The following is a 25,643-nucleotide window of genomic DNA, read 5'->3' on the forward strand; positions in this document are numbered from 1 at the left end:
TACTCTTTACTGCCACCAAGCAATGCCTTGCAGCGTCACTATCGTTAACACGATATAACGCACCGCTTTTCCCAAACACAGGAAAAAAGCCACAAGACCCCAGGGCATACGCAACCAGCCTGCCAACACACACATCAAATCGCCCACTATCGGTAGCCAACTCAGCAGCAAAGCTGCTGGGCCAAAACGTTGAAGCCAGCCAAGTGCTGTGCTCATCCCACGTTGTGGCTTTAATTCCGGTAATAAACGGCCTATAACAACATTTGTTAGCCCCCCTAAGGTGTTCCCGACGGTGGCAGATAACACCAGCATCATGGCGGGTGCACTGCCCGCGGTTAATAGGGTGACTAACAGAATTTCAGAATTTCCGGGTAAGAGCGTCGCGCTGAGAAAACTACTCCCAAACAATGAAGCAATCGCTAGCGTACTACTCACAGTAGGCGCACATCAACTATTGCCATCTTCGCCCTTTTCGCTGCCTCAACGCCGAAGTCAGCATCTTCAAAGACCACGCATTGTTCCGGACGTACGCCAAGCAATTGCGCGCAACGCAAGAATGTCTCAGGCTCTGGTTTATGTTGGGTGACATCATCTGCGCCAACAATCACATCGAAATAGTCACGTAGCCCCAGATGCCGTAAAAGCATCTCAGCCATCGCGTGTTCGCTTCCTGTCCCCACAGCCATAGGTTTACGCCCATGATAGGCTTTAACCACGTCTATGAGCGGTAGAGGCTTCACATTATCCAAAAGCATCGTTCTTACCAGCGCAGTTTTTTCCGCAGCCAGTACATGGGGATCCAGATCTGACTGATGGTTCGCGATAATGACACGAGCAATCTGCCAAGTAGGTGAACCATTTAAAGCGACCATGGCTTGTTCGTCGAAATGCATCCCATAAGGTGATAATACTTGACGCCATGCCTGACGATGCGTGGACTCTGTATCCAGTATGGTGCCATCCATATCAAAAATCAGGCCATCATAATGATCGTACATCGTGACCCCACGACCAAGGAGAAAATGAAAAGCTACTTTATCGCAAACTAACTAAATTGTCGCTCACTGTATAATCACATGAATTTTATGAAGAAAAAGTCATTTTCATTGTCGGGTTGCCGTATTTATTTTAGGTAAAACAGTGGGTTTGATAGTAGGTAGCAGGATAGGAGAGTTAAATGATTTCAAACAGTTGAGCGATACGAAGCTCAGAAAGCAAAAACCCCGCCGTAGCGAGGTTTCTTAATATGGTGCACCCAGGAAGATTCGAACTTCCGACCGCTCGGTTCGTAGCCGAGTACTCTATCCAGCTGAGCTATGGGTGCGATTTTTATTTCTGTTTTTACGGAGGCGTTTCAGCGAGTGAAACTTAACAACAAGATGTATGACCTAGAAGATGGTGCACCCAGGAAGATTCGAACTTCCGACCGCTCGGTTCGTAGCCGAGTACTCTATCCAGCTGAGCTATGGGTGCAATTAATTCTTTGACACTACCTGATGTTCATTTGACTATTTCACCATACTGCAAAATATGGTGCACCCAGGAAGATTCGAACTTCCGACCGCTCGGTTCGTAGCCGAGTACTCTATCCAGCTGAGCTATGGGTGCATAGTAAATGGCGGTGAGGGAGGGATTCGAACCCTCGATACAGCTTTTGACCGTATACTCCCTTAGCAGGGGAGCGCCTTCAGCCTCTCGGCCACCTCACCATACGCTTCTTTCGAATTGTGCCTAACTTGCTTTTGAAGAAGCTCATCGGCACTGCGTGGCGCACATATTACTTTCCCGCACTTATAAGTCAAACAATTTTTCCCAACTCACGTCCATTTGCACAATTCGCACGCAACATGACTAGTTTGACGGCTAAAAGAGTGTTTTATCAACAGACAAGATAGCGTTTATTGAAATGCATGCGGCATGGATAAAAAATAAAATTATCCGTATTGCTCACTAAATGGAGCGAGAAAAGGAATGATAACGAGAAGATAAACACAAAAAGGGAGTAAAGCATCAGAACGGGGGGAGTAAACAGCAGTAGCGCCTCGTGAAACACGAGACGCTGCTTCAAAATCAGTAAGTCGTCGGTTGAGACTTTTCTGCTTGGATGCGCTGGTAGATTTCTTCACGGTGAACAGAAACTTCTTTCGGAGCATTTACACCAATTCGAACTTGGTTGCCTTTAACTCCTAATACAGTAACCGTAACCTCATCGCCAATCATGAGTGTTTCACCAACTCGACGAGTCAGAATAAGCATTCTTTGCTCCTTGAAAAATTAAAAGAGTCGGGTCTCTCAGTTTCCCCGCCATTATCCATCATACACCGTGAAAACGTAAGCTATCACATTCACATAAAATGTAAGTAGCTTGGTCGAGTCTTTAACTAATACCTAATGCAAGTTTAGCTGAAGCAAACAACTTTGCGTTTAACTTTGTTATCGAACTATGACAGGAAAATTGAAAAACGCCATATCCAACACAGTGATATGGCGTATTGATTTAGTCGATCATTATTTTGCTTATAAGCGAGATGCTACCCATGCCTCTACGCTGGCTAATGCTGATGGCAATGCTTGCACATCCGTACCGCCTGCTTGAGCCATATCAGGGCGTCCACCGCCTTTACCGCCTACCTGTTGGGCGATATCTGCGATTAACTCACCTGCTTTCACTTTACCCGTTAGGTCTTTGGTGACGCCAACAATCAGGCTGACCTTATCATCTGCTATTGTTGCCAGCACGATAATAGCCGAACCTAGCTGATTCTTAAGATCATCAACCATAGTACGCAGCATTTTTGGCTCAACGTTATCCAGTTGGCTAACCAGAAGTTTCACACCATTAACCAGTTTTGCACTGGATGACAGTGATGCACTCTCCTGAGCCGCCTGCTGATCTTTGAGTTGCTGTAGCTCGCGCTCAAGCATTTTGCTGCGATCGAGCACCGCACGGACTTTATCGGCCAGGTTATGAGTATCACCCTTAACCAGATGAGCAACATCCTCAAGCAAGTCACTTTGCTGATGCAACAGTGCAATTGCGCCTTCACCCGTGACAGCTTCAATACGGCGAATACCCGCAGCCGTGCCAGACTCTGACAATATGCGGAACAAGCCAATATCACCGGTACGACTGGCGTGAATGCCACCACAAAGTTCAGTTGAGAAGTCACCCATGCTCAAGACTCGCACTTGATCATCGTACTTCTCACCAAACAAGGCCATCGCGCCTTTTTCTTTCGCCGCATCCAGTTCCATCACTTCAGTTTGGATTGGCAAGTTACGGCGAATTTGTTCGTTAACCAAATCTTCAACCAAGCGAATTTGTTCTGGCTTCATCGCTTCAAAATGCGAGAAGTCGAAACGCAGATACTTGTCATTCACTAAAGAGCCTTTCTGCGCAACATGCTCACCGAGCGTTTTGCGTAATGCTGCATGCAGTAAATGCGTTGCTGAGTGGTTCAGACGAATACGGTTACGACGAGTAGTATCAACCTGAGCATCAATACTGTGGTTAACCCGTAATGTGCCTTGAGTTAATTTCCCCAAATGCCCAATGGCTTGACCATATTTTTGAGTGTCAGCGACGGCAAAGGTGGCGGTCGAATTTTTCAGCTCACCAGTATCACCGACCTGCCCACCAGACTCACCGTAGAATGGTGTTTGATTCAGTACGACAACCGCTTCTTCGCCTTCATGGATTTCATCGACTGATTCACCATTGCGGAACAAAGCGGTAACCGTTGCTTGCTGATGAACATGGTCATAACCGGAGAATTGGCTGGCGCTATCAACACGGATCAAGCTGTTATAATCTGCGCCAAAACCACTAGACTCACGAGCACGACGGCGCTGAGCTTCCATCGCTTGTTCAAAGCCGGCTTCATCCACTTTAAGATTACGTTCACGACAGACATCTGCGGTTAAATCAACCGGGAAGCCATAGGTGTCATATAAGCGGAAGGCAGTTTCACCATCGAGGGTGTCACCAGTTAATTTGCTGAGCTCTTCATCCAGCAGCGTCAAACCACGTTCTAATGTCCGTGCAAACTGCTCTTCTTCAGTTTTCAGGACTTGCTCAACCATGGCCTGTTGCTGCTTTAATTCATCCGCAGCAGATCCCATTACGGCAATCAGTGGCGCAACCAATTTATAGAAGAATGTCTCTTTTGCGCCCAGCATATTGCCATGACGAATTGCACGGCGAATGATGCGGCGTAAGACATAGCCACGGTTCTCATTTGATGGGATCACACCATCGGAAATCAAGAAGGCACAAGAACGGATATGGTCCGCGATAACACGCAGTGACTTACTTGAAAGATCGGTAGCACCAGTGACTTCAGCTACCGCAGCAATCAAATCACGGAACAGGTCAATATCGTAGTTAGAGTTAACATGCTGCAATACCGCGGCAATACGCTCAAGCCCCATACCGGTATCAACTGACGGTTTCGGTAATGGCAACATGGTGCCATCTGACTGCCGGTTGAACTGCATGAAGACGATGTTCCAGATCTCAATGTAACGGTCGCCGTCTTCTTCTGCTGAGCCTGGAGGGCCCCCCCAAATGTGATCGCCATGGTCAAAGAAAATCTCTGTACATGGGCCACAAGGGCCGGTATCGCCCATTTGCCAGAAGTTATCTGAGGCAAAAGCGCCACCTTTGTTGTCACCGATACGGATGATACGTTCGCGAGGTATTCCTACGTCGTTAGCCCAAATTTCATGCGCTTCATCGTCAGTTTCATAAACAGTGACCCAAAGTTTCTCTTTAGGTAAATTAAACCACTGCTCACCGGTTAATAACTCCCAAGCAAAACTGATAGCGTCATGCTTGAAGTAATCACCAAAGCTGAAATTACCTAACATTTCGAAGAAAGTGTGATGACGCGCGGTGTAACCGACGTTTTCTAGGTCGTTATGCTTACCACCCGCTCGTACACAGCGCTGAGATGTCGTCGCACGGGAATAGGCCCGTTTATCCAAACCTAGGAATACATCCTTAAACTGGTTCATCCCGGCATTGGTAAACAACAGCGTAGGGTCATTATTAGGGACCAAAGAGCTGCTTGATACAACCTGATGTCCCTTGCTATGGAAGAAATCGAGAAACGCTTGACGAATCTCAGCGGTGCTCTTGCTCATAATTGTCCCGGAAACAAGCTAAAAGAATAGTCCGTGAACGCTATCGCGTACCGATTATGGGCAACACGATGTGTAAGCTCACGAACAAAAAGTGGGAATAAGATAAATTTTCTTCGAGGGGAAGTAAAATCCCGCGTGCATTCATTCGCCAAAATCATTGTAAATCGACTGAATTTCTTCTTGGAAGAAGCCGCGATAGAGAAGATAACGCTGAACTTTGGCCTTTTCTTTCCATTCAACCGGTAAAGTTTCACTAAATTTACGTTGTGCGACTTCTTTTGCGAGGATACACCAGTCGATTTCACTGATTTCAAAAGCGGTCTGAATTTTATCTTTATCGACCCCTTTTTGCATCAATTCTGAGCGGATACGTTGCGGGCCATATCCTTTGCGACTGCGACTATTAATATACTGGGTCGCAAAGCGCGCATCGTCTAACCAATCATGTTGGTAGCAATAGGCAATAACTTGATCGATAACTTTTGGGTCAATCTCGTCAGCGAGTTTGGCGTTGTCACTGGTTGTGCGTTTACCCCAATTTCCTTTTGCTGAAAATGGCTGTATCGCAAGTTTTCGTCGTAGTTCAGCTTCGCTGTGATCGCGCAAGGAGAGGAGTCTCATGGCACGATTTAGTAGGTCATTCATATACCCTTCTTACTTGAAGTGGCAGCTGCGTTAGCTACTCTCATTCACCCGAATCACTGACGGGTGTCAGCTCATCGGGATTTATTCGTTTGCTGCCTTGCTGTCACTCCAATTACTTTGGGTAATACCCTTCTTACTTGAAGTGGCAGCTGTGTTAGTAACTCTCATTTACCCTAATCACTGACTGATTGAAATAGCGGTGGTTTGTTGTCTTGAGTGTGAATGCGGGGATGGGGAAGACTGCTTTATACCACTAGAGACTGAAATGGCCCAGAGATTGGGCCATTTGTTAACTATTCAACTTACTGATGCCGTTAAACCTACGAATTAAAACTCTTCGCTGGTTTCATCCGTCTCGTCAGCAATTGTTGCGGTGGCAACAGCTTGTTCACCGTTACCGCCGTTGAGCAACAGTTCACGCAACTTTTTATCTAACTCCGCAGCAACCGCTGGGTTTTCTTTTAGATAGTTGCTGGCATTCGCTTTACCCTGACCAATCTTGTCACCGTTATAGCTATACCATGCGCCCGCTTTCTCGATCAGTTTGTGCTTAACGCCCAAATCAACCAGCTCGCCGTTAATGTTGATGCCTTCGCCGTACAGGATCTGGAATTCAGCTTGCTTAAATGGCGCAGCAATTTTGTTCTTCACCACTTTGACGCGAGTCTCACTACCCACTACCACGTCACCGTCTTTGACGGCACCAATGCGGCGGATATCCAAACGAACAGAAGCGTAAAATTTAAGCGCGTTACCACCGGTTGTGGTTTCAGGGTTACCAAACATCACGCCGATTTTCATACGAATCTGGTTAATGAAGATCAGTAATGTATTGGCATTCTTCAGGTTACCGGCCAATTTACGCATCGCCTGGCTCATCATGCGCGCTGCCAGACCCATGTGAGAGTCACCAATTTCGCCTTCAATTTCAGCTTTTGGCGTCAATGCAGCCACGGAGTCAACGATGATAACGTCAACGGCACCTGAGCGGGTCAATGCATCACAGATTTCCAATGCTTGCTCGCCGGTATCTGGCTGAGAACACAATAGGTTATCGATATCTACGCCCAATTTTTTGGCATAAATTGGATCAAGCGCATGCTCTGCATCGATAAATGCACAGGTTTTACCTTCACGCTGTGCAGCAGCGATAACCTGCAATGTCAGCGTCGTTTTACCTGAGGATTCAGGCCCGTAAATCTCAACAATACGCCCCATTGGTAAGCCACCCGCCCCCAATGCGATATCAAGAGAAAGTGAACCAGTAGAAATGGTTTCAACATCCATTGAGCGGTCTTCGCCAAGACGCATAATAGAGCCTTTGCCGAATTGTTTTTCAATTTGGCCCAGTGCTGCTGCTAACGCCTTTTGTTTATTCTCATCAATAGCCATTTTTACTCCCTCTCTGGGATGCTAGGGTTGCCCCAACCATCACCACTGAATATTGTTTTGTACAGGAAATTAACGCTAATTATACTGTACAATCATACAGTATCAAGCCTATTTTTACAGAAAATCATTAAGCAGTGTTTGTAGTGCAAAAACAGTCGCTTGCAGTCTCACGGCATCACGATCGCCAGAAAAAACCTGTTTATGCGCCTCAATCTGCCCTTCACGCGTGGCAAAAGCAAACCAGACTGTCCCCACCGGTTTATCTACGCTGCCACCCTCTGGCCCCGCAATACCGCTGATCGATACTGAAAAATCTGCATTGGCAGCACTTAATGCGCCTTGCGCCATCTCTCGTACCACGGGTTCACTCACCGCACCATAATTTGCCAACGTGGTTTCATCGACACCCAGCAAATCATGTTTTGCGGCATTGCTGTAAGTGACGAAGCCACGGTCAAAGTATGCTGAGCTGCCTGCTATATCCGTCAGCGCTTTAGCCACCCAGCCGCCGGTACAAGATTCAGCACAAGTCACCCAAGCGCCACGCGCTTTCAACTTATCACCGACTGCAATACTGAGTTGGCGTAGTTGTGTTTTGCTCATTGTTGCCCCCGCAGTCATTAAATCTATCGCCGCCGATAGTAGCACTTCTTTAGCCCCAAACGACAACTGCTGTCAGATATGCGAAACACTTCGCAGGAGATAAAGAAAAAAAGTACTTTTCGGGACAAAGCTTTACCTCAGGGTCTCAGCTGTTAGTATCAAAACAAAGGGTTCCCGTTGGCGACATCTGTGGTGCCGGTCATTTTTTCGGGATGATGAGCTTTTTCGGGATGATGAACTAAGGACGTGACAGTGAAAAAAATTCTTAACGCCTTCTTCCCTCTCTATAGTGCGACCGTATTGATGTTACTTGGCTCTGGTTTGCTGACGACGTATATCTCGCTGCGTTTGACAGCTATCCATGTCTCAGGGGCATTGATCGGGGCAATCATTGCCGCAAACTATATTGGTTTGGTGATCGGCGGCAAAGTCGGTCACTTCTTGATAGCTCGGGTGGGCCATATCCGTGCCTATGTGGCTTGTGCCGGTATTATCACTGCTGCTGTGCTGACTCACGGGCTGACCGAATATATCCCGGCATGGGTCGTTCTACGCTTGATTATTGGCCTGTGTATGATGTGCCAGTTTATGGTACTGGAAAGCTGGCTTAACGATCAGGCAGAATCTAGTCAGCGCGGAAAAGTATTTGGCTTTTATATGGCTGCGACCTACGCCGGTATGGCATTAGGTCAGGTGGTCTTAATGCTTCAGCCTGAGTTAGGGTTGAGCACATTAATGATTATCGCGCTATTTTTTGCCCTTTGTCTGGTCCCTGTCGCACTCACCACTCGCAGCAATGCTCAGCAAATGTCTCCAGCCCCCATGGAGTTGAGATTTTTTATCCATTCAATTCCTAAAATACTGGCGTCAACCTTAGTGGTGGGCATGATCGTCGGTTCGTTTTATGGGTTAGCACCGGTCTACGCCAGTCTACAATCGCTATCAACACAAGAGACCGGGCTGTTTATGGCGTTATCTATTTTTGCCGGTTTAGTGGCCCAACTACCACTCAGTTGGTTATCCGATCGCTATAACCGGACGTTATTGATCAGAATTAATGCGTTATTGTTAGCGTTAACCGCCCTCCCCCTAGCACTGGTGCCACATATTGCATTTCATTTCCTGCTCGTGCTGGGTTTTATCGTCAGTATGCTGCAGTTTACGCTGTATCCACTGGTCGTCGCGTTGGCGAATGACCTTATTGCGCCAGAGCGGCGAGTGTCACTGGCAGCATGTTTACTGATGTCATTCGGTGTCGGTGCCAGTATCGGCCCACTTGCTGTTGGTGCCCTGATTGCGCCGCTAGGGGGCAATATTCTGTACGCATTCTTTGCTCTGTGTGGTTTGGGCTTAATCGCGCTCAGTCGAACCGTGAAGCAAGATCAAGATGAGTTTGTTAACGATGCGCCACTGCCACACATGGCCATACCCGATAGCCTCGTCAGTTCGCCACTGTCTCCCGCACTGAACCCCAGCTTTGACGAACAGATGATTCACGATGTCATGCCGCCGCTCGATCAACCTGATATCACTGAAGAATCGGAAAACAATTCCGTTGCTGGGACAAGTAAAGCGCAAGACCTCGAGCCGTGATAGAGGTGTGTTGATCCCCATGAATGAGGTGTAGTGGTCTTTATTGATGGATGTCAGGGTCGTTATCAAGCCTCTGAATTCGTAAGCATAGGTACTGACAGATAACAGGCTCGAAACAGTGTAAAGATTGCAGATTGCAGATTGCAGATTGCAGATTGCAGATTGCAGATTGCAGATTGCCGCGTCGATAAGTGACAATTCGGTACTGCTTGTTATTTATTCGGCTTTGAATAAAAATACCGACTCAGGTATTTAGCGGGATGGAACCATGTCGAGACAAGATGAACAACGGTTATTGGTGAAAATAGCGACGCTGTATTACACCGAAGGCATGAAGCAATCTGAGATTGCTGATAGCCTGCATTTGTCTCAGTCTTTCGTCTCCCGCGCGATAACCCGCTGCGTCAAAGAAGGCGTCGTGAAAATCAGCGTCATCCAACCCCCCAATATGTTTATTGGCATCGAATCGCAAATTCAAAAGCGTTACGGCATCGATCAGGCCATTGTGGTTGATGTCGCTGATGACGCCAGCCCCGCCCAGTTAAAACAGGCTATTGGCTCTGCGGCTGCCCACTACATGCAAACCAGTATTCGACCCAATGACATGGTGGGTATTTCCTCATGGAGCAGCACTATTCGGGCGATGGTCGATAATCTGCACCCCCTTAACATTAAAACCAGCGGTGTGATTCAGTTGTTAGGTGGCGTAGGCCCGAACGGTAACGTGCAAGCCACCTTATTAACGCAAGCCTTAGCCAATATCTTAAATTGCCCGGCCTACTTGCTCCCCGCACAAAGCATTGAACGCTCGACCGAAGACCGCGCACGCCTTATCTCCAGCGGCGAAGTTGCCGATGTGGTCAATAAATTTGCTGAAGTTGATCTGGCCTTGGTAGGGATTGGTGATTTGGAGCCATCACAGTTGCTGAAAAACTCGGGCAACTATTACCATGAAGAGATGCTTAAATTACTGGCAGAACGGGGCGCCGTGGGGGATTTATGTCTGCATTATTTTGATGCTGCGGGCAATGCCGTTCTCAGTGACGAAGAAGATCCGGTGATCGGCATGTCTCTACCGCAATTACGTGCTTGCCCACGCGTCGTGGCACTCGCTGGAGGAATAGGAAAAAGCGCGGCGATTCGCGGTGCACTCACCGGCCATTATATTGATGTTTTGATTACCGATCGCGTCACAGCCGAGAGCTTGCTGTAGTCCAATAAAGAACGGTCCACTCAACTCAATAGCGCCTACTGAATAGCCGCACCCTCCTTGGTGCGCTATTGCGTAATCCCTGTAAATTAACCTTTCAGTTTCGCGCCCTTGCCCTTACTTGCCATGCCAGTAGCAATCAATCCCCAAATACTTACTGAAGGCTTCTTGGAGCACTTGAGCTGTCGCAGAATGATTCATTGCCACGTGGTGCTCAAAACCGTTGTTACAGATATGCGTGAGTAAACTTTCCAGTTGCGGCACTTCCACCACGGCACGGCAGCCCACAGTATCCAGCTCATCACTGACCGAACGCCCCTCACCCACATAAGCCCGTACCTGCCCCGTAAAATCATCAGACGAGAGACGGAAATAGGTCAATGGACCCGATTTCATGCGGCCATGGACGGCCCCACAGGTATTCTCGCAACCCACCGTTGTACCGATAATATCGGCCGTCCCCATGGTTGAGCTCTCCAAACTTTCGCTGGCAAAGTTACCACAGTGGAAAAGTACGCATTTATCGCGTTCAGCGCCAAAATTGTTATTCCAGTCAGCAATAGATGCCGGTGCCAGCGAACTACTGGCTAGCGCATACATCGACAGCGCCCCCATCACATCAACCTCACAAGCACTTGGCATCAACTGCCCCGACATCACGCTCATGATTGAGCAGACGTTGATCCCCAAATTCTGTTGCAACGAGGTCCAACACTGCATCGCGGTCGTATCGATATCATTGGCGATAATCCATTCGCTGATGACCACGAACAGCTTCGCCATGGTGTGCAGCTTATCTTGTGGGATCGCGCGGGTGTCACCATTGGCTTTTAATAGCGCCAATTTTTCCCCGACACGGATATCGTCATCGCTGAGATTAGCGACGCGGAAGAACACTTCAGATAAATCGAGGGTTTCAACTGTAATCCCCAAATTCTCTAATAACTTTTCGCTGTAGCGCACCGTATTAAAGTTAGTCGGACGCGCACCGATAGCCCCAACACGTACCCGTTTCATGGCGTGAACCACACGGCACAACTGCACGAATTGCTCGACATCCTGACTGAACACCTCACTGTTCAGGCTACAAACATGCTGTTTAGTCAGGGTGAACGGAATGCCATATTGGCGCAGGTTATTACACAGAGAAATTTTACCGCAGAAACTATCACGGCGAGTCGCCAATCCCATTTTGTCTAGGGCATCTTCTTCTGCTTGTACCAAGACGGGGACTTTCAGGCCAGACAGGCGGATAGCATCAGAGACACTTTTTTCATCGCCAAAGTTAGGCAGAATCACAACCACACCGTGGATCTCTTCACTGTGCTGGCGGAACAAATCAGCACAAACTTTAGCGTCCCGCCAGTTTTCGACGCCGCCCAGCGGTGTTTGCTCTTCATTGAGCATAATGATGTTGATACCTAATCTTTCAAACAGCGCCTGTGCATCACGGCGCGCATCGGCGACCAGATAACTTGGAAAGAAACCCCGATTGCCGATAATCACCGCGAAAGTTAACTGACGAGGTATTGCTGACATATGCTGACTCCTAGTGTGGGTTATTTCGGCTGAAAACGCGCACGCGCGATGGCCGTTTGCCAGAGGCTATAGTTATCTTGCATCTCCGCACTTTGAGCGCGCGGTTCGATGTATTCCACTTCGCGGGGGAGCGCCGCGAGTTGCTGGCTGTCCTGCCACCAGCCAAGGGTTTTCCCGCCTAAATAAGCCGCCCCCAATGCGGACACTTCTGCGGTGTGATTGCGTATTAATGTGCGTTGCAATAAATCGGCTTGAAATTGCATCAGCCAGTGGTTGCTGGTAGCACCACCATCGACTCGCAGCCGTTCAAGGCGATGATTCCCTGCCCGCTCCATGGCAAAAAAGACATCCGCGATTTGATAAGCGATGGATTCTAATCCTGCGCGCGCGAGCACTGCCGGTGTCGTCGCATCGGTCAGGCCACAAAACATTCCCCGCGCTTGACTGTCCCAATAAGGTGCACCTAACCCCGATAACGCTGGGACGAAGTAAACCCCTTGATTACCCGATTGGCTTTGCGCCATGTCAGTGAGGCGAGCGAAATCGGTGATGCCCAGCATGCGTGAAACCCATGCCACACCGGAGCCGGTATGCGTGATATTGCCTTCAAGGGCATAACGTAACTCGCCGTCGTGCCACGCAATGGTGGTACTCAGACCATGATTCTGTGTGACGGCTTGTTTGATTGTCGTCATCAAGGAAGAACCGGTGCCATAAGTGGCCTTGATTTCACCGGCACGGTCACCGCCTTGCCCATACAGCGCTGCATGTGAATCGCCAATTTGCGCCACAATCGGGACACCCTGAGGTAAACCGAAAATACCGGTATTTCCGGTGTGTCCGTGAATCGCCGCCGAGGGCAACACTGCTGGCAAGCAAAGACTTGGAATACCAAATAACGCCAGCAGATCAGGGTCCCATTGCCCCAAATGGATATTAAACAGTTGAGTACGCGCCGCGTTGGAAAAGTCGGTAGAGAAACTTTGTCCCCCCGTGAGTTGCCAAGTCAGCCAGCAATCAATGGTCCCGACGCACAATTCGCCGTGAGCCGCCCGCTCAACACCCCGTGGGATGTCAGCAAGCAGGCCGTGGATTTTGGCGGCAGGGAACAAGGGATCAATCTGCAAGCCAGTACGCTCGGCGATAATGGCCGCTTCGGGTAACTGACTTAACGCCTGACAGAACGCCTCAGAGCGGCGACATTGCCAACTCACGACTTGCGTTAATGGGACTCCCGTTTCACGTTCCCAAATCAGTACCGATTCGCGTTGATTGCTGATAGCCACGCCAGCAATCCGCGCCCCCGCTAATTGGCTCAGGCAGCCTTCTATTGCTTGCGCAACCGCATGCCAGATAGCCAGCGGGTCCTGCTCTGCCCAGCCGGGTTTAGGGTGGTCCAACTGTAATGGCACCGATGATTTCGCCAGAATTTGCCCAGCCGTATCTACCGCGATGGCTTTCGCATTGGTGGTTCCTTCATCAATCGCCAGAATAATCGGCATCGACATCATTACTCTCCTCGGCAAAACCGCAGAGCATGCGCGACAATGCCTGCCGTATCAAAACCATGATAGGCGCGCATATCGGCTCTATCGGCCGCTATCGCATAACTGCCATCAGGAATACCGAGTCTGACCAGCGGAATGCCACAGCCCGCTTCGGCCAATACTTCAGCCACCAGACTCCCCACACCGCCATTGATATTGTGCTCTTCGATGGTTATCACCCGCTGGCTGTTTTGGAGGATGCTTAACAGCTGTTGAGTATCACACGGCCTGATCGAAGAAACATTGACCACCGCAGCAGAAACGTTGTTGTCTGCCAGCACGGCTGCTGCACTGACAGCCTCATGCACTGTTGAACCCATCGCTACCAGAGCAATATCCTGCCCTTGCTGTAAAACATCAATTTGACCGGGTGTGAATTGGTAGTGTTCATCATGCAGCGATGGCAGTGCTTTACCGTCCAGACGGATATAAACCGGCCCCTGATGCGCAATGGCGTAATCAATGATCTGGCGACATTCTTGCGGATCAGAAGGTGCATAGATTTCGATATTGCCAAAGCCGCGCAAGATAGAAATGTCATCGATACAGTGATGAGTACTGGCCAACGGCCCATAACTGGCCCCTGAGTTAAGGCCAAACAGTTTTACGTTGCTGTTGTTGTAGCAAACATCAATTTTCAGCTGTTCATTGGCGCGTGAAATCAAGAAGGGTGCAGCGTTACAGGTCACGGCCACTTTGCCGCCCATCGATAACCCCACTGCCGTTCCCACCATCGCCTGCTCGGCAATACCCACGTTCACTAACCGGTCAGGGAAGCGAGTGATAAACGGCCCGATTTTGGCTGTCGAGGTAGAGTCAGCCACCACCGGCACCAGATCGACACCGTTATCCACCGCTTTAATAAACTGCTCCACCATCACTGAAGCCAAATGTTCTGCATTACTCATCATTTAATTCCTCCAGTGCCAGATCAATTTCAGCACCTTTTGGCACCCGGTGGTGCCACTCCACACGCCCTTGAATAAAGGAGATGCCTGCACCTTTTTCGGTGTTAGCAATCACCACATTGGGTTTACCGTTTTGTTGTAGCCCTTCCAGCGTGTCCACCACTGATTGCATGTCATTGCCCTGACATTCAGTGACTTGTAGGCCAAATGCTTGCCACTTATCTGCCAGTGGATCGGTGTTCATGATTGATTTTGTGGTGCCCGCAAGCTGGAGTTTGTTTTTATCGTTAATGATTATCAGGTTATCTAACTGGTAGTGAGCAGCGACTAACGCGGCCTCCCAGTTGCTCCCTTCGGCCAGTTCGCCGTCACCGGTCAGGACAAAGACCCGGCGTTTGCTGTTGGCGCGCTTGGCCGCCAGCGCAATGCCCACCGCAACCGGCAAACCATGACCCAGCGCACCGGTATTAAGCTCAATGCCCGGCGTTTTGTGTTTTACCGGATGACCCGGCAGATGAGAGTTGGCGTGCTGATAAGTCGCCAGCCACTCTTCAGGGAAATAGCCTGCTTCAGCCAGACAGCAGTAATAGCCGCCCACCGCGTGGCCTTTAGATTGCACATAGATATCGCGCTCAGGATCAGCAAGACGATCAGGTGCACAATTGAGGAGGCGAAAATAGAGTGCGGTCAGAATCTCTACCTGCGAAAGATCAGCACCGGTATGCCCCCCTGCGGGGCTGTTCGCATTAAGCAGGACGATCCGGCGACGGATAGCGCGCGCCTTTCTCACCAGCTCATCGACTGACAGTGAATACGGATTCATGACATTACCTCTCTTTAATTTTCATCCGACAATGAATTTTTACTCATTACCGAATATTTATTCCTGATGGCACTAAAAAATAGCTTTCATCAAGCCTGTCCGGAAACGCCCTCCGGCATGACATCTTCAGTGCTCTGTGGCCTTACAGGTCACGGCATCACCCGTCTGCCCGTTATGCGTTCTACTATTTGTTCATTGCTGCTATTTGTTCATTTCTGGCTGTTCGTACACTTTCTGCTGCTGTGCTTTTTCGTTATGGCTGCCGATGTGTGACCCGCCTATTCACTTTTTAGCTGCTCTCCCTTACCTACGGGTGGCACTGCGGTTGATTTTTGCGAGACGATCGCCGCTTTGTGCTGCATGCGGTTTTGCATTTGGTCGATGATGACCGCCACAATGATGACGATACCTTTGATGACCATTTGCCAGAATTCACTGACGCCCATCATGACCAGTCCGTCAGCCAAGATACCGATAACAAATGCGCCAATCAGCGTGCCGAGAATAGTGCCACGGCCCCCTGCGAGTGAGGTCCCACCGAGAACAACGGCGGCGATGGCGTTCATTTCAAAGCCACTGCCATTGGCGGGATGGCTCGCCACCAGTTGCGCAGAAACGATGATCCCGGCGATAGCAGCACAAAAACCAGAGATGGTGTAAACCCAGACTTTGACCTGCCGAACTTTGACGCCAGAAAGCTCTGCGGCGCGTTCGTTATCACCAATGGCATATACGTGGCGGCCAAAAGGTAGGCGACGTGCCACATAAGCAATCACCAGTGCCAACACGAACATGATCCAGATGGCAATGGGCAACCCCAACAACGTGCCGGAACCCAGCCAGTCAAACCCCGTATTTCCCAGCTGTGGATTCCCTTGTAAACCGGGGAAGGTTTCGCCACCGGAAATCAGCATCGCTGCGCCGCGTACCACGTACATGGTGCCGAGGGTGCAGATAAACGGGGCAACGTTATAGCGCGTGATGATCCAGCCATTGACCGCGCCAATCAGCGCGCCGATAACCAAAACCACCGGTACCACGACCCAAACACTGGGGAAGATAGCAATGCCAAACATCGGTAATACAATGCCTTGGGTGATCATCCAGCCGGCAATCATGCCGCATAGTCCCAAGGTCGCACCGATAGACAGATCGATGCCGGCAGTGATAATGACAAAGGTGATGCCCAACGCGAGGAAAGCATTGATCGCAATATGCTTCACCATGATGATCAAACTACCGGTTGCCAAGAAGCCCGGCACCATCACCGAGAAGAAACCAAGAATCAGGAACAGGGCAATAAAGGTGCGCATCTTGAGCAGAAGCAGCAGCATATTTTCCCGTGACCACGACGCTCCACCGGGCTGGTGACTCGCCAACGCAGTGCCAGTTGTTGCTTTCATCATTCAAACCCTTGTGCGCTTGCCGTAACCAATGCCGATTCATTCGCTAACTGACGAGAGACATTTGCCGTCAATTTGCCGTTCGACATCACCAAAATGCGGTCAGATACCGCCATGATTTCTTTCAGATCTGAGGTAGAAAAGAGAATGCCAATCCCCTGCTCAGAGAGTTTCACCATCATTTCAAACACATCTGCTTTCGCACCGACATCAATCCCTCGCGTCGGCTCATCCAGCAGCAAGATATTGGGGCTGGTGAGTAACGAACGGCCAATCACTACTTTCTGTTGATTGCCGCCACTGAGTGCCTGAATCTCCACCTCCGGCGAAGAGACTTTGATGGAGAGGTCACCGATCACCGTCGCCACCACTTGCGATTCACTTTCCTGCCAGATCGCGAAACGGTTCTTTAACCGACGCCACAAGCTGGAAATGGTGAGGTTATTTGCCACCGAAGAAACAGGGAAAATCCCAGTTTTTTTGCGGTCTTCTGGCACCAAACTCATGCCCAAGCGAATACGCTCTGCGGTGGAGGTTTTGCCATTAATCGCCGTCCCATTGAGCCGGATCGTGCCGAGATAGTTCTGCTGAGTACCGAGCAAGCATTCAAATAATTCAGTGCGCCCCGCCCCCATCAGACCGTAAATACCGACAATCTCCCCCGCCCGCACTTGCAGTGAAACTTGATTCACCACCGTGTTACCGGACTCATTGATCAATGTGACGTTATCCACTTCCATCATGGGTGCGCCAAAAGTCCGGTCGGGATGAAGGAAACTCGATACCGGATCGCTCCCCAACATTTCGCGCACAATCCACGGTACATCGATGTCTTTGACGGCTGCTTCAGCCTGAAAACGACCATCACGTAAGATGGTGATGTAGTCGCCGATCGCCATTAACTCTTCCAGTCGATGCGAAATGTAGACGATGGAAACCCCTTGCCGAGTCAGTTCACGGATCACCCGAAACAGAATGTCGACTTCGGTTTTGCTCAACGCAGAGGTCGGTTCATCCAGAATCAAAATGTCCGCTTGCTCAGCCAGCGCCTTGGCAATTTCAATCAATTGTTGCTGGCCTACTTTCAGGTTGGACACCATCTCTTTCGGGGAAATGGCCTGATCCAAACGCACCATCAATTGTTCGGCGATCAACTCCTGCGCAGCCTGATTAATCGGTTTTAGCCCTTGTTGGATCTCGCGTCCTAGAAAGATGTTTTCCGCGACGTTCAGGTTTTCCGATAAATTTAATTCCTGATGCACCATGCCGATACCCAGCGCTGCCGCCTCGCGGGTATTGGCAATCGTCACTAATTGCCCGTTCAGGTAGATTTGCCCAGAGGTCTGTTGCTGCACCCCTGCGAGGATCTTCATTAGCGTCGATTTGCCGGCACCATTCTCACCGATGATGACATTCACTTTGCCGCGATAAACATTGTAACTCACGGAATCGAGTGCCAATGTGCCGGGAAAACGCATCGAAATGTCCTCAGCACGCATGACGATGTCAGGTCTGTGGTCCATTAGGGGTTCTCCTTATTCAAACTGAGCGGCACCGCATTGCTCAGGCCGGTAGGGGTTACTGTGACCGCCGCCAAGACCTCAACTTGTTGCCCCACCCAACTGCCATCTGGTTTTGGCACATCCTGCAAAGCACGTTTACTGAGCGCCTTAGAAAGCTGCGCGTATTGCACTTGATTTTTAAAATCTTCGAAGCGGATAAAGGTGGACGCATCACGGATAGCATTGCCTTTGACGATTGGCCCCAATTGCAGCGCTTGTTCATCGCCTTCCACCGCGATTTTAATCGTTCCTTCCCGCCCTTCTGTGTCTACCGCCACCACTTTTCCGCTAAAGCGAACAAAATGACTTTGGCTATTTTTCCCTGTTGCTGGCTGGCTTTGTTGCTTCACTTGTTGCCAACTGAGCGCATTGCTGTTGGCGAACGGCATGACTTTGCTGACCCAAATAGTGGAGGCGACTTTGTCTGAGGGCTGGTTGTAGTCACTGACGACGGCATTGGGATCAACCGGCAAGATCGGTTTGCCGTTTTCATCCAAATCCACCACAGTACAAGCCACCAGCACGGCGCTAATCACCAACAAACCGCCTGCTTTCGATAGGGTACTGAACCACATACTGCCTCCTGTCAGGAGGGGCTGTGACGCCCCTCATAGCCTTTACATCGCGCGTTTAGTTAACCCACTCAGAGGGTTACTCTTTCAGCGCAAAGACATTCAGGTTTTTGGCATTGTTTTCATCAATCAATACGCAATCCATCAGTTGTTTTTCTTCCTGACCCGTTGAACCGGTTTTCAGGTATTTATCCGCCTGAACCACCGCCATCTGGGCTTGTGCCCAACCTGGTTGAAGCACAGTCGCTTTGATGTTGCCCTTGTTGATGATGGAGTCACGGACATAATCGCTGCCGTCAAAACCGACCACGATGACATCATTACGGCCCGCAGCTTTTAATGCGGCTTCAGCGCCTAATGCCATGGTGTCGTTACCGGAAATGACCCCAGTAATATCTGGGTTAGCCTGCAAAATGGACTCCATACGGTTGAAGGCTTCCGTTTGGCTCCAGTTTGCCGTCTGTTGGGCGACCATTTTCATGTCGCTATGTTCGTCAATCACATCGTGATAACCCTGCGAGCGAACATGGGCGTTGGTGTCAGATTCACGGCCCAGCAATTCAACATATTTGCCTTTGCCGCCCATCAAGGTGACAAACTTCTCTGCGCCCAATTGCGCGCCTTGATAGTTGTTGGACACGATCTGTGAAACCGCAATCCCTGTTTCATTGATCTCGCGATCAATCAGGAAAGTCGGGATCCCTGCTGCTTTGGCTTTTTTCAATGGCCCGATGGTGGCATCAGATCCCGCGTTATCGAGAATGATGGCCTTCGCTTTGCGCGCGATAGCCGTTTCCAACAATTGGTTCTGTTTGTTCACATCGTCATCATGAGAAGCCACCAGTACGGTGTATCCCAGCTCTGTCGCTTTGGCTTTGGCACCTTCCGCTTCAGCTTTAAAGAAAGGATTATCGTGTGAGGGGGTGATGATGGCGATCAGACCGTTGCTGGCGGCACCAGCAACACCCGCCATTGAGATCAATGCTGCGGTAAGACAGGATTTCAGTAGGGTATTTTTCATTATTTTTCTCCGCATTGAATATATATTCACTATTAAATTTATATTCAATCTAATAATACAAACCCCGCTCTGCTTGTCCAATCTGAGAGCAAGGAAAGTAGAAGCCGGTCACAAATTGGTCAACTATGGGTGGGGATAGGTTGGCGAAAATTTGCTTTGTGGGCCGATAACCAGAGAAAAAATGAATTGATTGGCACTCATTAATGTATAAAATTTTATACAAACATCAAGGAGTGATGAATGAGTAGAAAAGTAATAGATTGGCGTGGCAGCGCACTTGAAGATTTAAAGGTTTTTCCGGAAAGTGCACGTGCCGTTGCGGGGAGGCAATTACGAAATATCCAATATGGCCTAGAACCTAACGACTTCAAACCCATTAATAATTGGGGATCCGGTGTTATTGAGATACGTTTGGACGATAATTCAAAAGCTTATCGCGTAGTGTATATTGCTAAATTTGAAGAGAAAATTTACGTTTTGCACAGTTTTCAAAAAAAATCACAAAATACCAGCCAGAAAGATGTCAACATTATTAAAACACGTTACAAAGAAGTTATTCATGAGCGGAGAACAAAAAATGACAGATAAAATTGATACAGCATCACGTCATATTACGACGGCTGAAGACAACATTTTTACTGACTTAGGTTTCTCTGATGTAGAGGCGACTCAGTTATTGGCTGAATCAAATGCCGAAATTGAACAGGCTTTAGCAATGAAAATAGCCCTGATGGCGTCCATTGCCAGTTGGATCAAATCAGAAGGAATACGACAAGTGGACGCAGCAACACTCTTACATGTTTCGCGCCCTAGAGTTTCCGATGTCGTTAATCAAAAAACTGAGAAATTCACCCTTGATTCATTGATAAGCATGGCTGGAAATATTGGTAAAAAAGTCACACTCGTGATCGAATAGCTCAGCAAATAAATATTCAACGATATAACTCAACCACCGTTGGCGTGACCTGCAACTGATGCTGCCAATGCGTCAGCGTCAACGTCGTCAACGCTGCCAACCCTTGATAAAACGGGTGGTTGGCATCCGCTTGCAATAAAGCCAAATAACGATACCCCCAAGGGAGCAAGTGATCAGCCAGTAAAACGGGCAAATCTGCGGGCTGATGCTCGGCTAGCCAAGCGGCCATCATCAACAATAAGCCGATATGATCCTCTGGTTCTTGCTGCGCCAAAGTGACCTCCACTTGCTGCTGCGCCATCCAATCGCGCAGTTTTACCGTGGAATCACCAAACAGCACATTCTCTTTATCCAGATAGACCGAACCCCAAGGTGGCGCGGGCAGCGCATAGGGGCCGATAAACAGACGCTGCCATGCTGCTTCTAATGTCTCTTCTGGCGAGACTTGCGCTAAACGCGCCGCAATAGGCATCAGTTCGGTCTCGAGGCCATAGGGCCACTCGCTCACCCATGTGCCCGCTTGTAACTGCGCCACAATCTCGCTGCATGCTGGGCTATCGGGTTCACAATAGAACAGCGCACCCAGTACCCGCCCTGTCAGCGCAATCTGTTGATAATTGAAATCCGTTCCCATGACTCATGACCACCTTGAATGAAATGATTGATAAACATGCCCTGTTCAGCCCATCACCAGCAAAACCATTCTGGGCGCGCAGCACGCAACCCAGAATGGAAAATATCCCCCCAGTGAGTACTTACCCACCCACCGCCATACCAACCGTCATATGTAGCCCATAAAACACACCACGACCAATCAGCTCACCGGCCATCATCAACAGCACGGCAAAGACCATACCGAGAGTCATTGGCGCGCGCCCTCTGATCAGCGGACAAATCCAGCACCCTAGCCCCAAGACCAACAACACCAATCGCCAAACCATTAGCGTACCGTACAAGGGGATCAGATCCGTAGCCTGCTGGACTGAGCTGTAAATCATCGGCAAACTTGCTGCCTGCATGATGACACTGGCGACACTGATAATCACCGCCAATACACTGATCAGCGGCAGTTGCTGCATCATGTAGCCATTAACCCCCGACCATTGCAGCAATAGATACCCCAACATCGGCCCAATAATCAGCGTAGTTAATGCGAAGCCCAGCGGCGTATAGAGATTGTCCCAGGTTGGCACCGTATCTATGGAATAGACGCGACACATGGCATACACAAATACCACGCCCAAGATCATCGCAATCACCAACCATATCTTGCCGAGCACGACGGGCATTTTATCGAATACCGCCAACAACCAGTAAATCCCCGCCACGGCGAAAAAGGCTGAACCCGCAGCGATCTCATTACTGAGTGCAGATTCCCCCACTTGATTCAGTGAGTTGAACGCGCGCATCGGGGAGCCTAAATGCAGCGTCGAGGCAATAAAGGCCAGCGCCATCAGCACCCACAATACGAACATACTGCGATGTAATCGCTGCTGCTGCCCACGATTCAAATCGCCCAATATCAATGCCAAGCCGAGAACAATAAAGCCCCCCACTACGCACTGCCCCAAAACGGTAAAGACCATCAGTGGCCACTCATGCCATCCCATACCCATGTTATACCTCCTCCGGATTGGCTAAATGACCGGTGGTATCACGCACCGGGCGGCTATTGGCATTCGGTTTCACGACGATATTTGGCAGCGTGAAATGGGCGGCAGGCAGTGGTGCAATTTCAGCCAACTCGCCATATTTTTCTCGCAGCTCATCAATCGGGGCCATATCCAGCGCTCGCAGTGGGCATGAATCGACACAAATAGGCTTCTTACCGGCGGCGACACGCTCGTAGCAGCCGTCACACTTGGTCATATGCCCTTTTGTTTCGTCATACTGCGGTGCACCATATGGACAGGCCATATGACAGTATCGGCACCCAATGCAAATATCTTCACTCACCACCACAAACCCATCGTCCCGTTTATGCATGGCACCACTGGGGCAGACTTTGGTGCAGGCCGGATCACTACAGTGATTGCAAGCAATTGATAGGTAGTAAGCGAACACATTCTGATGCCATGTGCCGTTATCCTGTTGCCAGTCACCGCCGGCATATTCGTAGATACGCCGGAAACTGACATCGGTAGATAAGTTTTTGAAATCCTTGCACGCCAGCTCGCAAGTTTTGCACCCTGTACAACGGCTGGAGTCGATGTAAAAACCATATTGCGTCATCAGTTAGCTCCTTATGCCTTGGTAACTTGAACGAGGTTGGTGTGGGATGGGTTCCCTTTCGCCAACGGAGAAGGACGTTGCGTGGTCAGGACGTTAATGCTGCCCGCCCGATCAATGCGTTTCTCATCGGGGCTGTACCACGCCCCCTCACCCAGCGCGACAACCCCCGGCATCATGCGTGGCGTCACTTTGGCGTTAATCTGCACTTCACCGCGCCCATTGAAGATGCGCACGATATCGCCATTTTTGATGTCACGCTCTCTCGCATCTATCGGGTTAATCCACATCTCTTGGCGGCAGGACGCTTTTAGTACGTCAACGTTGCCGTAAGTAGAATGGGTTCTGGCTTTGTAATGGAAGCCGGTGAGCTGTAATGGATATTGCTGATTAAGGGGATCGTCAAAGCTCTCAAAACCGGCGGCATACACCGGCAGTGGATCGATAACGTCGTCTGGTGGCAATTCCCAAGTCGCGGCAATTTGCGCCAACGCAGCAGAATAAATCTCGATCTTACCCGACGGGGTTGTTAACGGATTGGCGATAGGATCGGCGCGGAAGGCTTGATAGGCCACATGGTGCCCTGCCGGATCGCGTTTTTTGAAAATACCTTGTTCGCGGAATGCTTCAAAAGAGGGTAACTCAGGAATGGCTTGCTGCGACTGCTGATAGAGATGACGCAACCAGCCTTCTTGCGTGCGCCCTTCGGTGAACTGCTGCTCAACCCCCATGCGTTTCGCCAGCTCAGAGGTCATTTCATAAATGTTTTTACATTCAAAGCGCGGCGCGATCACCTGATCGGCAAAAATGACATACGCCATATTGCCGCTGGAGGCATCAAGGCAAAAATCCATCTGCTCTGAGGCGGTACAATCGGGCAAAATGATATCGGCGTATTTGGCCGAGGACGTCATATGATTATCAATAACCACAATCATTTCGCATTTCTTATCGTCTTGCAGAATGTCATGGGTACGATTGATTTCAGCATGCTGATTAATCAGGCAGTTACTGGCGTAGTTCCAGATAAACTTAATGGGTACATCCAGTTTATCTTTCCCCTGTACCCCATCGCGTAGCGCCGTCATTTCTGGGCCACGCTCGATAGCATCCGTCCACAAGAACATGGAAATGCTGGTTTTGATGGGGTTTTCTAATGTGGGCATGCGGACAAACGGCAAACCATAAGAGCCTTCACGGGCACCGGAGTTGCCGCCATTAATCCCTACGTTACCGGTTAAAATAGCCAACATCGCAATGGCACGGCTGGTATTTTCACCGTTAGAGTGGCGCTGTGGCCCCCATCCCTGCGCGATATAAGCCGGTTTGACCGAACCGATTTCCCGCGCCAACTGAATGATTTTTGCCGCTGGAATACCGGTAATACTGGCTGCCCACTGCGGGGTCTTGGCCGTTTTATCGGCACCTTGCCCCAGAATATAAGCTTTGTAATGACTATTGGCCGGCGCACCTTCCGGTAACGTTTTCTCGTCATAACCCACGCAGTAAGTGTCGAGGAAGGGTTGATCCACCAAGTTTTCACTGATCAACACATGGGCGAGAGCCGAGGCAAGCGCAGCATCGGTACCGGGCCGCAAGGGGATCCACTCATCTTCACGGCCTGCGGCGGTGTCGGTATAACGGGGATCAATCACAATCATCTTGGCGTTGGATTTTTCCCGCGCCTGTTCAAGATAATAAGTGACTCCACCACCACTCATACGTGTCTCGCCGGGGTTGTTACCGAACAACACCACCAGCTTGCTGTTTTCAATATCGGACGGGCTATTACCGTCTGCCCAGCCGCCATAGGTGTAATTCAGACCGGCGGCAATCTGCGCGGTACTGTAATCACCATAGTGATTCAGATAACCACCGCAACAGTTCATCAAACGCGCAATTAACGTTGAACCCGGTGGCCAAGAACGGGTCATGGTGCCGCCCAAGGTCCCCGTGCCATAGTTCAGATAGATAGCCTCGTTACCATACTCTTTGATGATGTGCTGCATGCTGGCAGCCAGCGTGTCATAAGCCTCTTCCCACGAAATTCGTTTGAACTTGCCTTCGCCACGTGCGCCAATGCGTTTCATCGGGTATTTCAATCGGTCGGGGTTATAGACTCGGCGGCGCATAGAACGCCCACGCAAGCAGGCGCGCACCTGATGCAGTCCATCAAAATCGTCATCGCCGGTATTATCGGTTTCGACGTATTTTATTTCGCCATCAACCACATGCATGCGCAGCGGACAACGGCTACCACAGTTGACGGTACAAGCACTCCAGATCACTTTGTTATCGTTGGCATTGCTTGGATTAATGGCGGATTGAACAGCCTGCGCGGTGCGGCTAAAGGGGAGCGAAAACGCCCCCGTTGCCACGGCAAGGCCGCCGACCAGAGTTGTTTGGACCAGTTTTCGGCGAGTGACTTCTGCCGTTAACAGCCGGGATTCGTTGGTCTCATTCATAATGATTCCCACTTGGTTGCATTCCAGAAAAGGGGCTTTCTCCGTAAGAGATAAACACCGATTAATTCAA

Annotated in this window: 23 protein-coding genes and 4 tRNA genes; 4 read left to right on the top strand and 23 right to left on the bottom strand. The window is 49.8% G+C overall.

Annotated elements, in window-relative coordinates:
• Positions 1-6: 6 nt before the first annotated feature.
• The 11 genes from DA391_RS17570 to pncC all read right to left on the bottom strand — a co-directional run bounded on the left by DA391_RS17570 (position 7) and on the right by pncC (position 7,785).
• Positions 7-435, bottom strand: a complete 429-nt coding sequence (locus tag DA391_RS17570; protein ID WP_050080409.1) for a YqaA family protein — start codon at positions 433-435, stop codon at positions 7-9.
• On the bottom strand, positions 432-998 hold the full coding sequence (gene yqaB / locus DA391_RS17575; protein ID WP_050080408.1) for a fructose-1-phosphate/6-phosphogluconate phosphatase: 567 nt from the start codon (positions 996-998) through the stop codon (positions 432-434). The genes DA391_RS17570 and yqaB overlap by 4 nt, the downstream gene beginning before the upstream one ends.
• A 249-nt stretch (positions 999-1,247) precedes the next feature.
• A tRNA-Arg gene (locus tag DA391_RS17580) sits at positions 1,248-1,324 on the bottom strand.
• Positions 1,325-1,396: 72 nt separating this feature from the next.
• A tRNA-Arg gene (locus DA391_RS17585) sits at positions 1,397-1,473 on the bottom strand.
• 58 nt (positions 1,474-1,531) lie between these two features.
• Positions 1,532-1,608 (bottom strand) — tRNA-Arg (locus tag DA391_RS17590).
• An 8-nt stretch (positions 1,609-1,616) separates the two neighbouring features.
• Positions 1,617-1,709: transfer RNA gene (locus DA391_RS17595), tRNA-Ser, on the bottom strand.
• A gap of 361 nt (positions 1,710-2,070) precedes the next feature.
• Positions 2,071-2,256, bottom strand: a complete 186-nt coding sequence (gene csrA, locus DA391_RS17600; RefSeq protein WP_002209449.1) for a carbon storage regulator CsrA — start codon at positions 2,254-2,256, stop codon at positions 2,071-2,073.
• A gap of 261 nt (positions 2,257-2,517) precedes the next feature.
• Positions 2,518-5,145, bottom strand: a complete 2,628-nt coding sequence (gene alaS / locus DA391_RS17605; RefSeq protein ID WP_050285924.1) for an alanine--tRNA ligase — start codon at positions 5,143-5,145, stop codon at positions 2,518-2,520.
• A 141-nt stretch (positions 5,146-5,286) separates the two neighbouring features.
• Positions 5,287-5,790, bottom strand: coding sequence for a recombination regulator RecX (recX, locus tag DA391_RS17610; protein WP_057650393.1), 504 nt, complete (start codon positions 5,788-5,790; stop codon positions 5,287-5,289).
• 327 nt (positions 5,791-6,117) lie between these two features.
• Entirely contained in the window at positions 6,118-7,182 is a 1,065-nt protein-coding gene (gene recA / locus DA391_RS17615; RefSeq protein ID WP_049604679.1) for a recombinase RecA, read from the bottom strand.
• A gap of 114 nt (positions 7,183-7,296) precedes the next feature.
• Entirely contained in the window at positions 7,297-7,785 is a 489-nt protein-coding gene (gene pncC / locus DA391_RS17620; protein WP_050080404.1) for a nicotinamide-nucleotide amidase, read from the bottom strand.
• A gap of 252 nt (positions 7,786-8,037) precedes the next feature.
• On the opposite strand from pncC, the gene DA391_RS17625 reads away from it, so the two are divergent.
• Entirely contained in the window at positions 8,038-9,378 is a 1,341-nt protein-coding gene (locus tag DA391_RS17625) for an MFS transporter (RefSeq protein WP_050080402.1), read from the top strand.
• A gap of 268 nt (positions 9,379-9,646) precedes the next feature.
• Positions 9,647-10,591: a sugar-binding transcriptional regulator gene (locus DA391_RS17630; RefSeq protein ID WP_050080401.1), complete on the top strand. Its 945-nt coding sequence runs from the start codon at positions 9,647-9,649 to the stop codon at positions 10,589-10,591.
• Positions 10,592-10,705: 114 nt separating this feature from the next.
• Here the strand turns inward: DA391_RS17630 and DA391_RS17635 are convergent, their stop codons facing one another.
• From DA391_RS17635 to DA391_RS17670, 8 genes are all read right to left on the bottom strand, one after another.
• Positions 10,706-12,127 carry an L-fucose/L-arabinose isomerase family protein gene (locus tag DA391_RS17635; protein ID WP_019210891.1) on the bottom strand — a complete coding sequence of 474 codons (1,422 nt, stop codon included), beginning with the start codon at positions 12,125-12,127 and terminating at the stop codon, positions 10,706-10,708.
• A 20-nt stretch (positions 12,128-12,147) separates the two neighbouring features.
• Complete coding sequence (locus DA391_RS17640) at positions 12,148-13,635, bottom strand: FGGY family carbohydrate kinase (protein ID WP_049604683.1); 1,488 nt, start codon at positions 13,633-13,635, stop codon at positions 12,148-12,150.
• A 2-nt stretch (positions 13,636-13,637) separates the two neighbouring features.
• On the bottom strand, positions 13,638-14,582 hold the full coding sequence (locus tag DA391_RS17645) for a transketolase family protein (RefSeq protein WP_050872622.1): 945 nt from the start codon (positions 14,580-14,582) through the stop codon (positions 13,638-13,640).
• Complete coding sequence (locus tag DA391_RS17650; protein WP_019210894.1) at positions 14,575-15,405, bottom strand: transketolase; 831 nt, start codon at positions 15,403-15,405, stop codon at positions 14,575-14,577. Before DA391_RS17650 ends, DA391_RS17645 begins: the two co-directional genes overlap by 8 nt.
• A 278-nt stretch (positions 15,406-15,683) precedes the next feature.
• The gene (locus tag DA391_RS17655; RefSeq protein ID WP_050080399.1) at positions 15,684-16,808 is read right to left on the bottom strand and encodes an ABC transporter permease; all 1,125 of its coding nucleotides are present in this window, start codon (positions 16,806-16,808) and stop codon (positions 15,684-15,686) included.
• Entirely contained in the window at positions 16,808-18,331 is a 1,524-nt protein-coding gene (locus DA391_RS17660; protein ID WP_049604686.1) for a sugar ABC transporter ATP-binding protein, read from the bottom strand. The genes DA391_RS17655 and DA391_RS17660 overlap by 1 nt, the downstream gene beginning before the upstream one ends.
• Positions 18,331-18,945 carry a DUF2291 family protein gene (locus tag DA391_RS17665; protein ID WP_050080398.1) on the bottom strand — a complete coding sequence of 205 codons (615 nt, stop codon included), beginning with the start codon at positions 18,943-18,945 and terminating at the stop codon, positions 18,331-18,333. Before DA391_RS17665 ends, DA391_RS17660 begins: the two co-directional genes overlap by 1 nt.
• 76 nt (positions 18,946-19,021) lie before the next feature.
• Complete coding sequence (locus DA391_RS17670) at positions 19,022-19,963, bottom strand: D-ribose ABC transporter substrate-binding protein (protein WP_019210898.1); 942 nt, start codon at positions 19,961-19,963, stop codon at positions 19,022-19,024.
• Between the two features lie 240 nt (positions 19,964-20,203).
• Here DA391_RS17670 and DA391_RS17675 point away from each other — a divergent pair, with 240 nt between their 5' ends.
• Together DA391_RS17675 and DA391_RS17680 are read left to right on the top strand one after the other, a co-directional pair.
• Positions 20,204-20,551: a type II toxin-antitoxin system RelE/ParE family toxin gene (locus tag DA391_RS17675; RefSeq protein ID WP_098904229.1), complete on the top strand. Its 348-nt coding sequence runs from the start codon at positions 20,204-20,206 to the stop codon at positions 20,549-20,551.
• Positions 20,541-20,879: a helix-turn-helix domain-containing protein gene (locus DA391_RS17680; RefSeq protein WP_108088030.1), complete on the top strand. Its 339-nt coding sequence runs from the start codon at positions 20,541-20,543 to the stop codon at positions 20,877-20,879. Before DA391_RS17675 ends, DA391_RS17680 begins: the two co-directional genes overlap by 11 nt.
• Before the next feature lie 16 nt (positions 20,880-20,895).
• On the opposite strand, the gene dmsD is transcribed toward DA391_RS17680, so the two are convergent.
• The 4 genes from dmsD to dmsA form a co-directional block, all read right to left on the bottom strand.
• Positions 20,896-21,513: a Tat proofreading chaperone DmsD gene (gene dmsD, locus DA391_RS17685; RefSeq protein WP_050080397.1), complete on the bottom strand. Its 618-nt coding sequence runs from the start codon at positions 21,511-21,513 to the stop codon at positions 20,896-20,898.
• A 121-nt stretch (positions 21,514-21,634) separates the two neighbouring features.
• Positions 21,635-22,495 (bottom strand): dimethyl sulfoxide reductase anchor subunit family protein, encoded by an 861-nt coding sequence (locus tag DA391_RS17690; RefSeq protein ID WP_050285920.1) that lies wholly within the window; start codon positions 22,493-22,495, stop codon positions 21,635-21,637.
• 1 nt (position 22,496) lies between these two features.
• On the bottom strand, positions 22,497-23,114 hold the full coding sequence (locus DA391_RS17695) for a DMSO/selenate family reductase complex B subunit (RefSeq protein ID WP_042806608.1): 618 nt from the start codon (positions 23,112-23,114) through the stop codon (positions 22,497-22,499).
• A gap of 8 nt (positions 23,115-23,122) precedes the next feature.
• The gene (gene dmsA / locus DA391_RS17700; protein ID WP_050872590.1) at positions 23,123-25,573 is read right to left on the bottom strand and encodes a dimethylsulfoxide reductase subunit A; all 2,451 of its coding nucleotides are present in this window, start codon (positions 25,571-25,573) and stop codon (positions 23,123-23,125) included.
• Positions 25,574-25,643 lie beyond the last annotated feature (70 nt).

Origin of the sequence: Yersinia massiliensis (genome assembly GCF_003048255.1) — a bacterium.
GTDB lineage: Bacteria > Pseudomonadota > Gammaproteobacteria > Enterobacterales > Enterobacteriaceae > Yersinia > Yersinia massiliensis_A.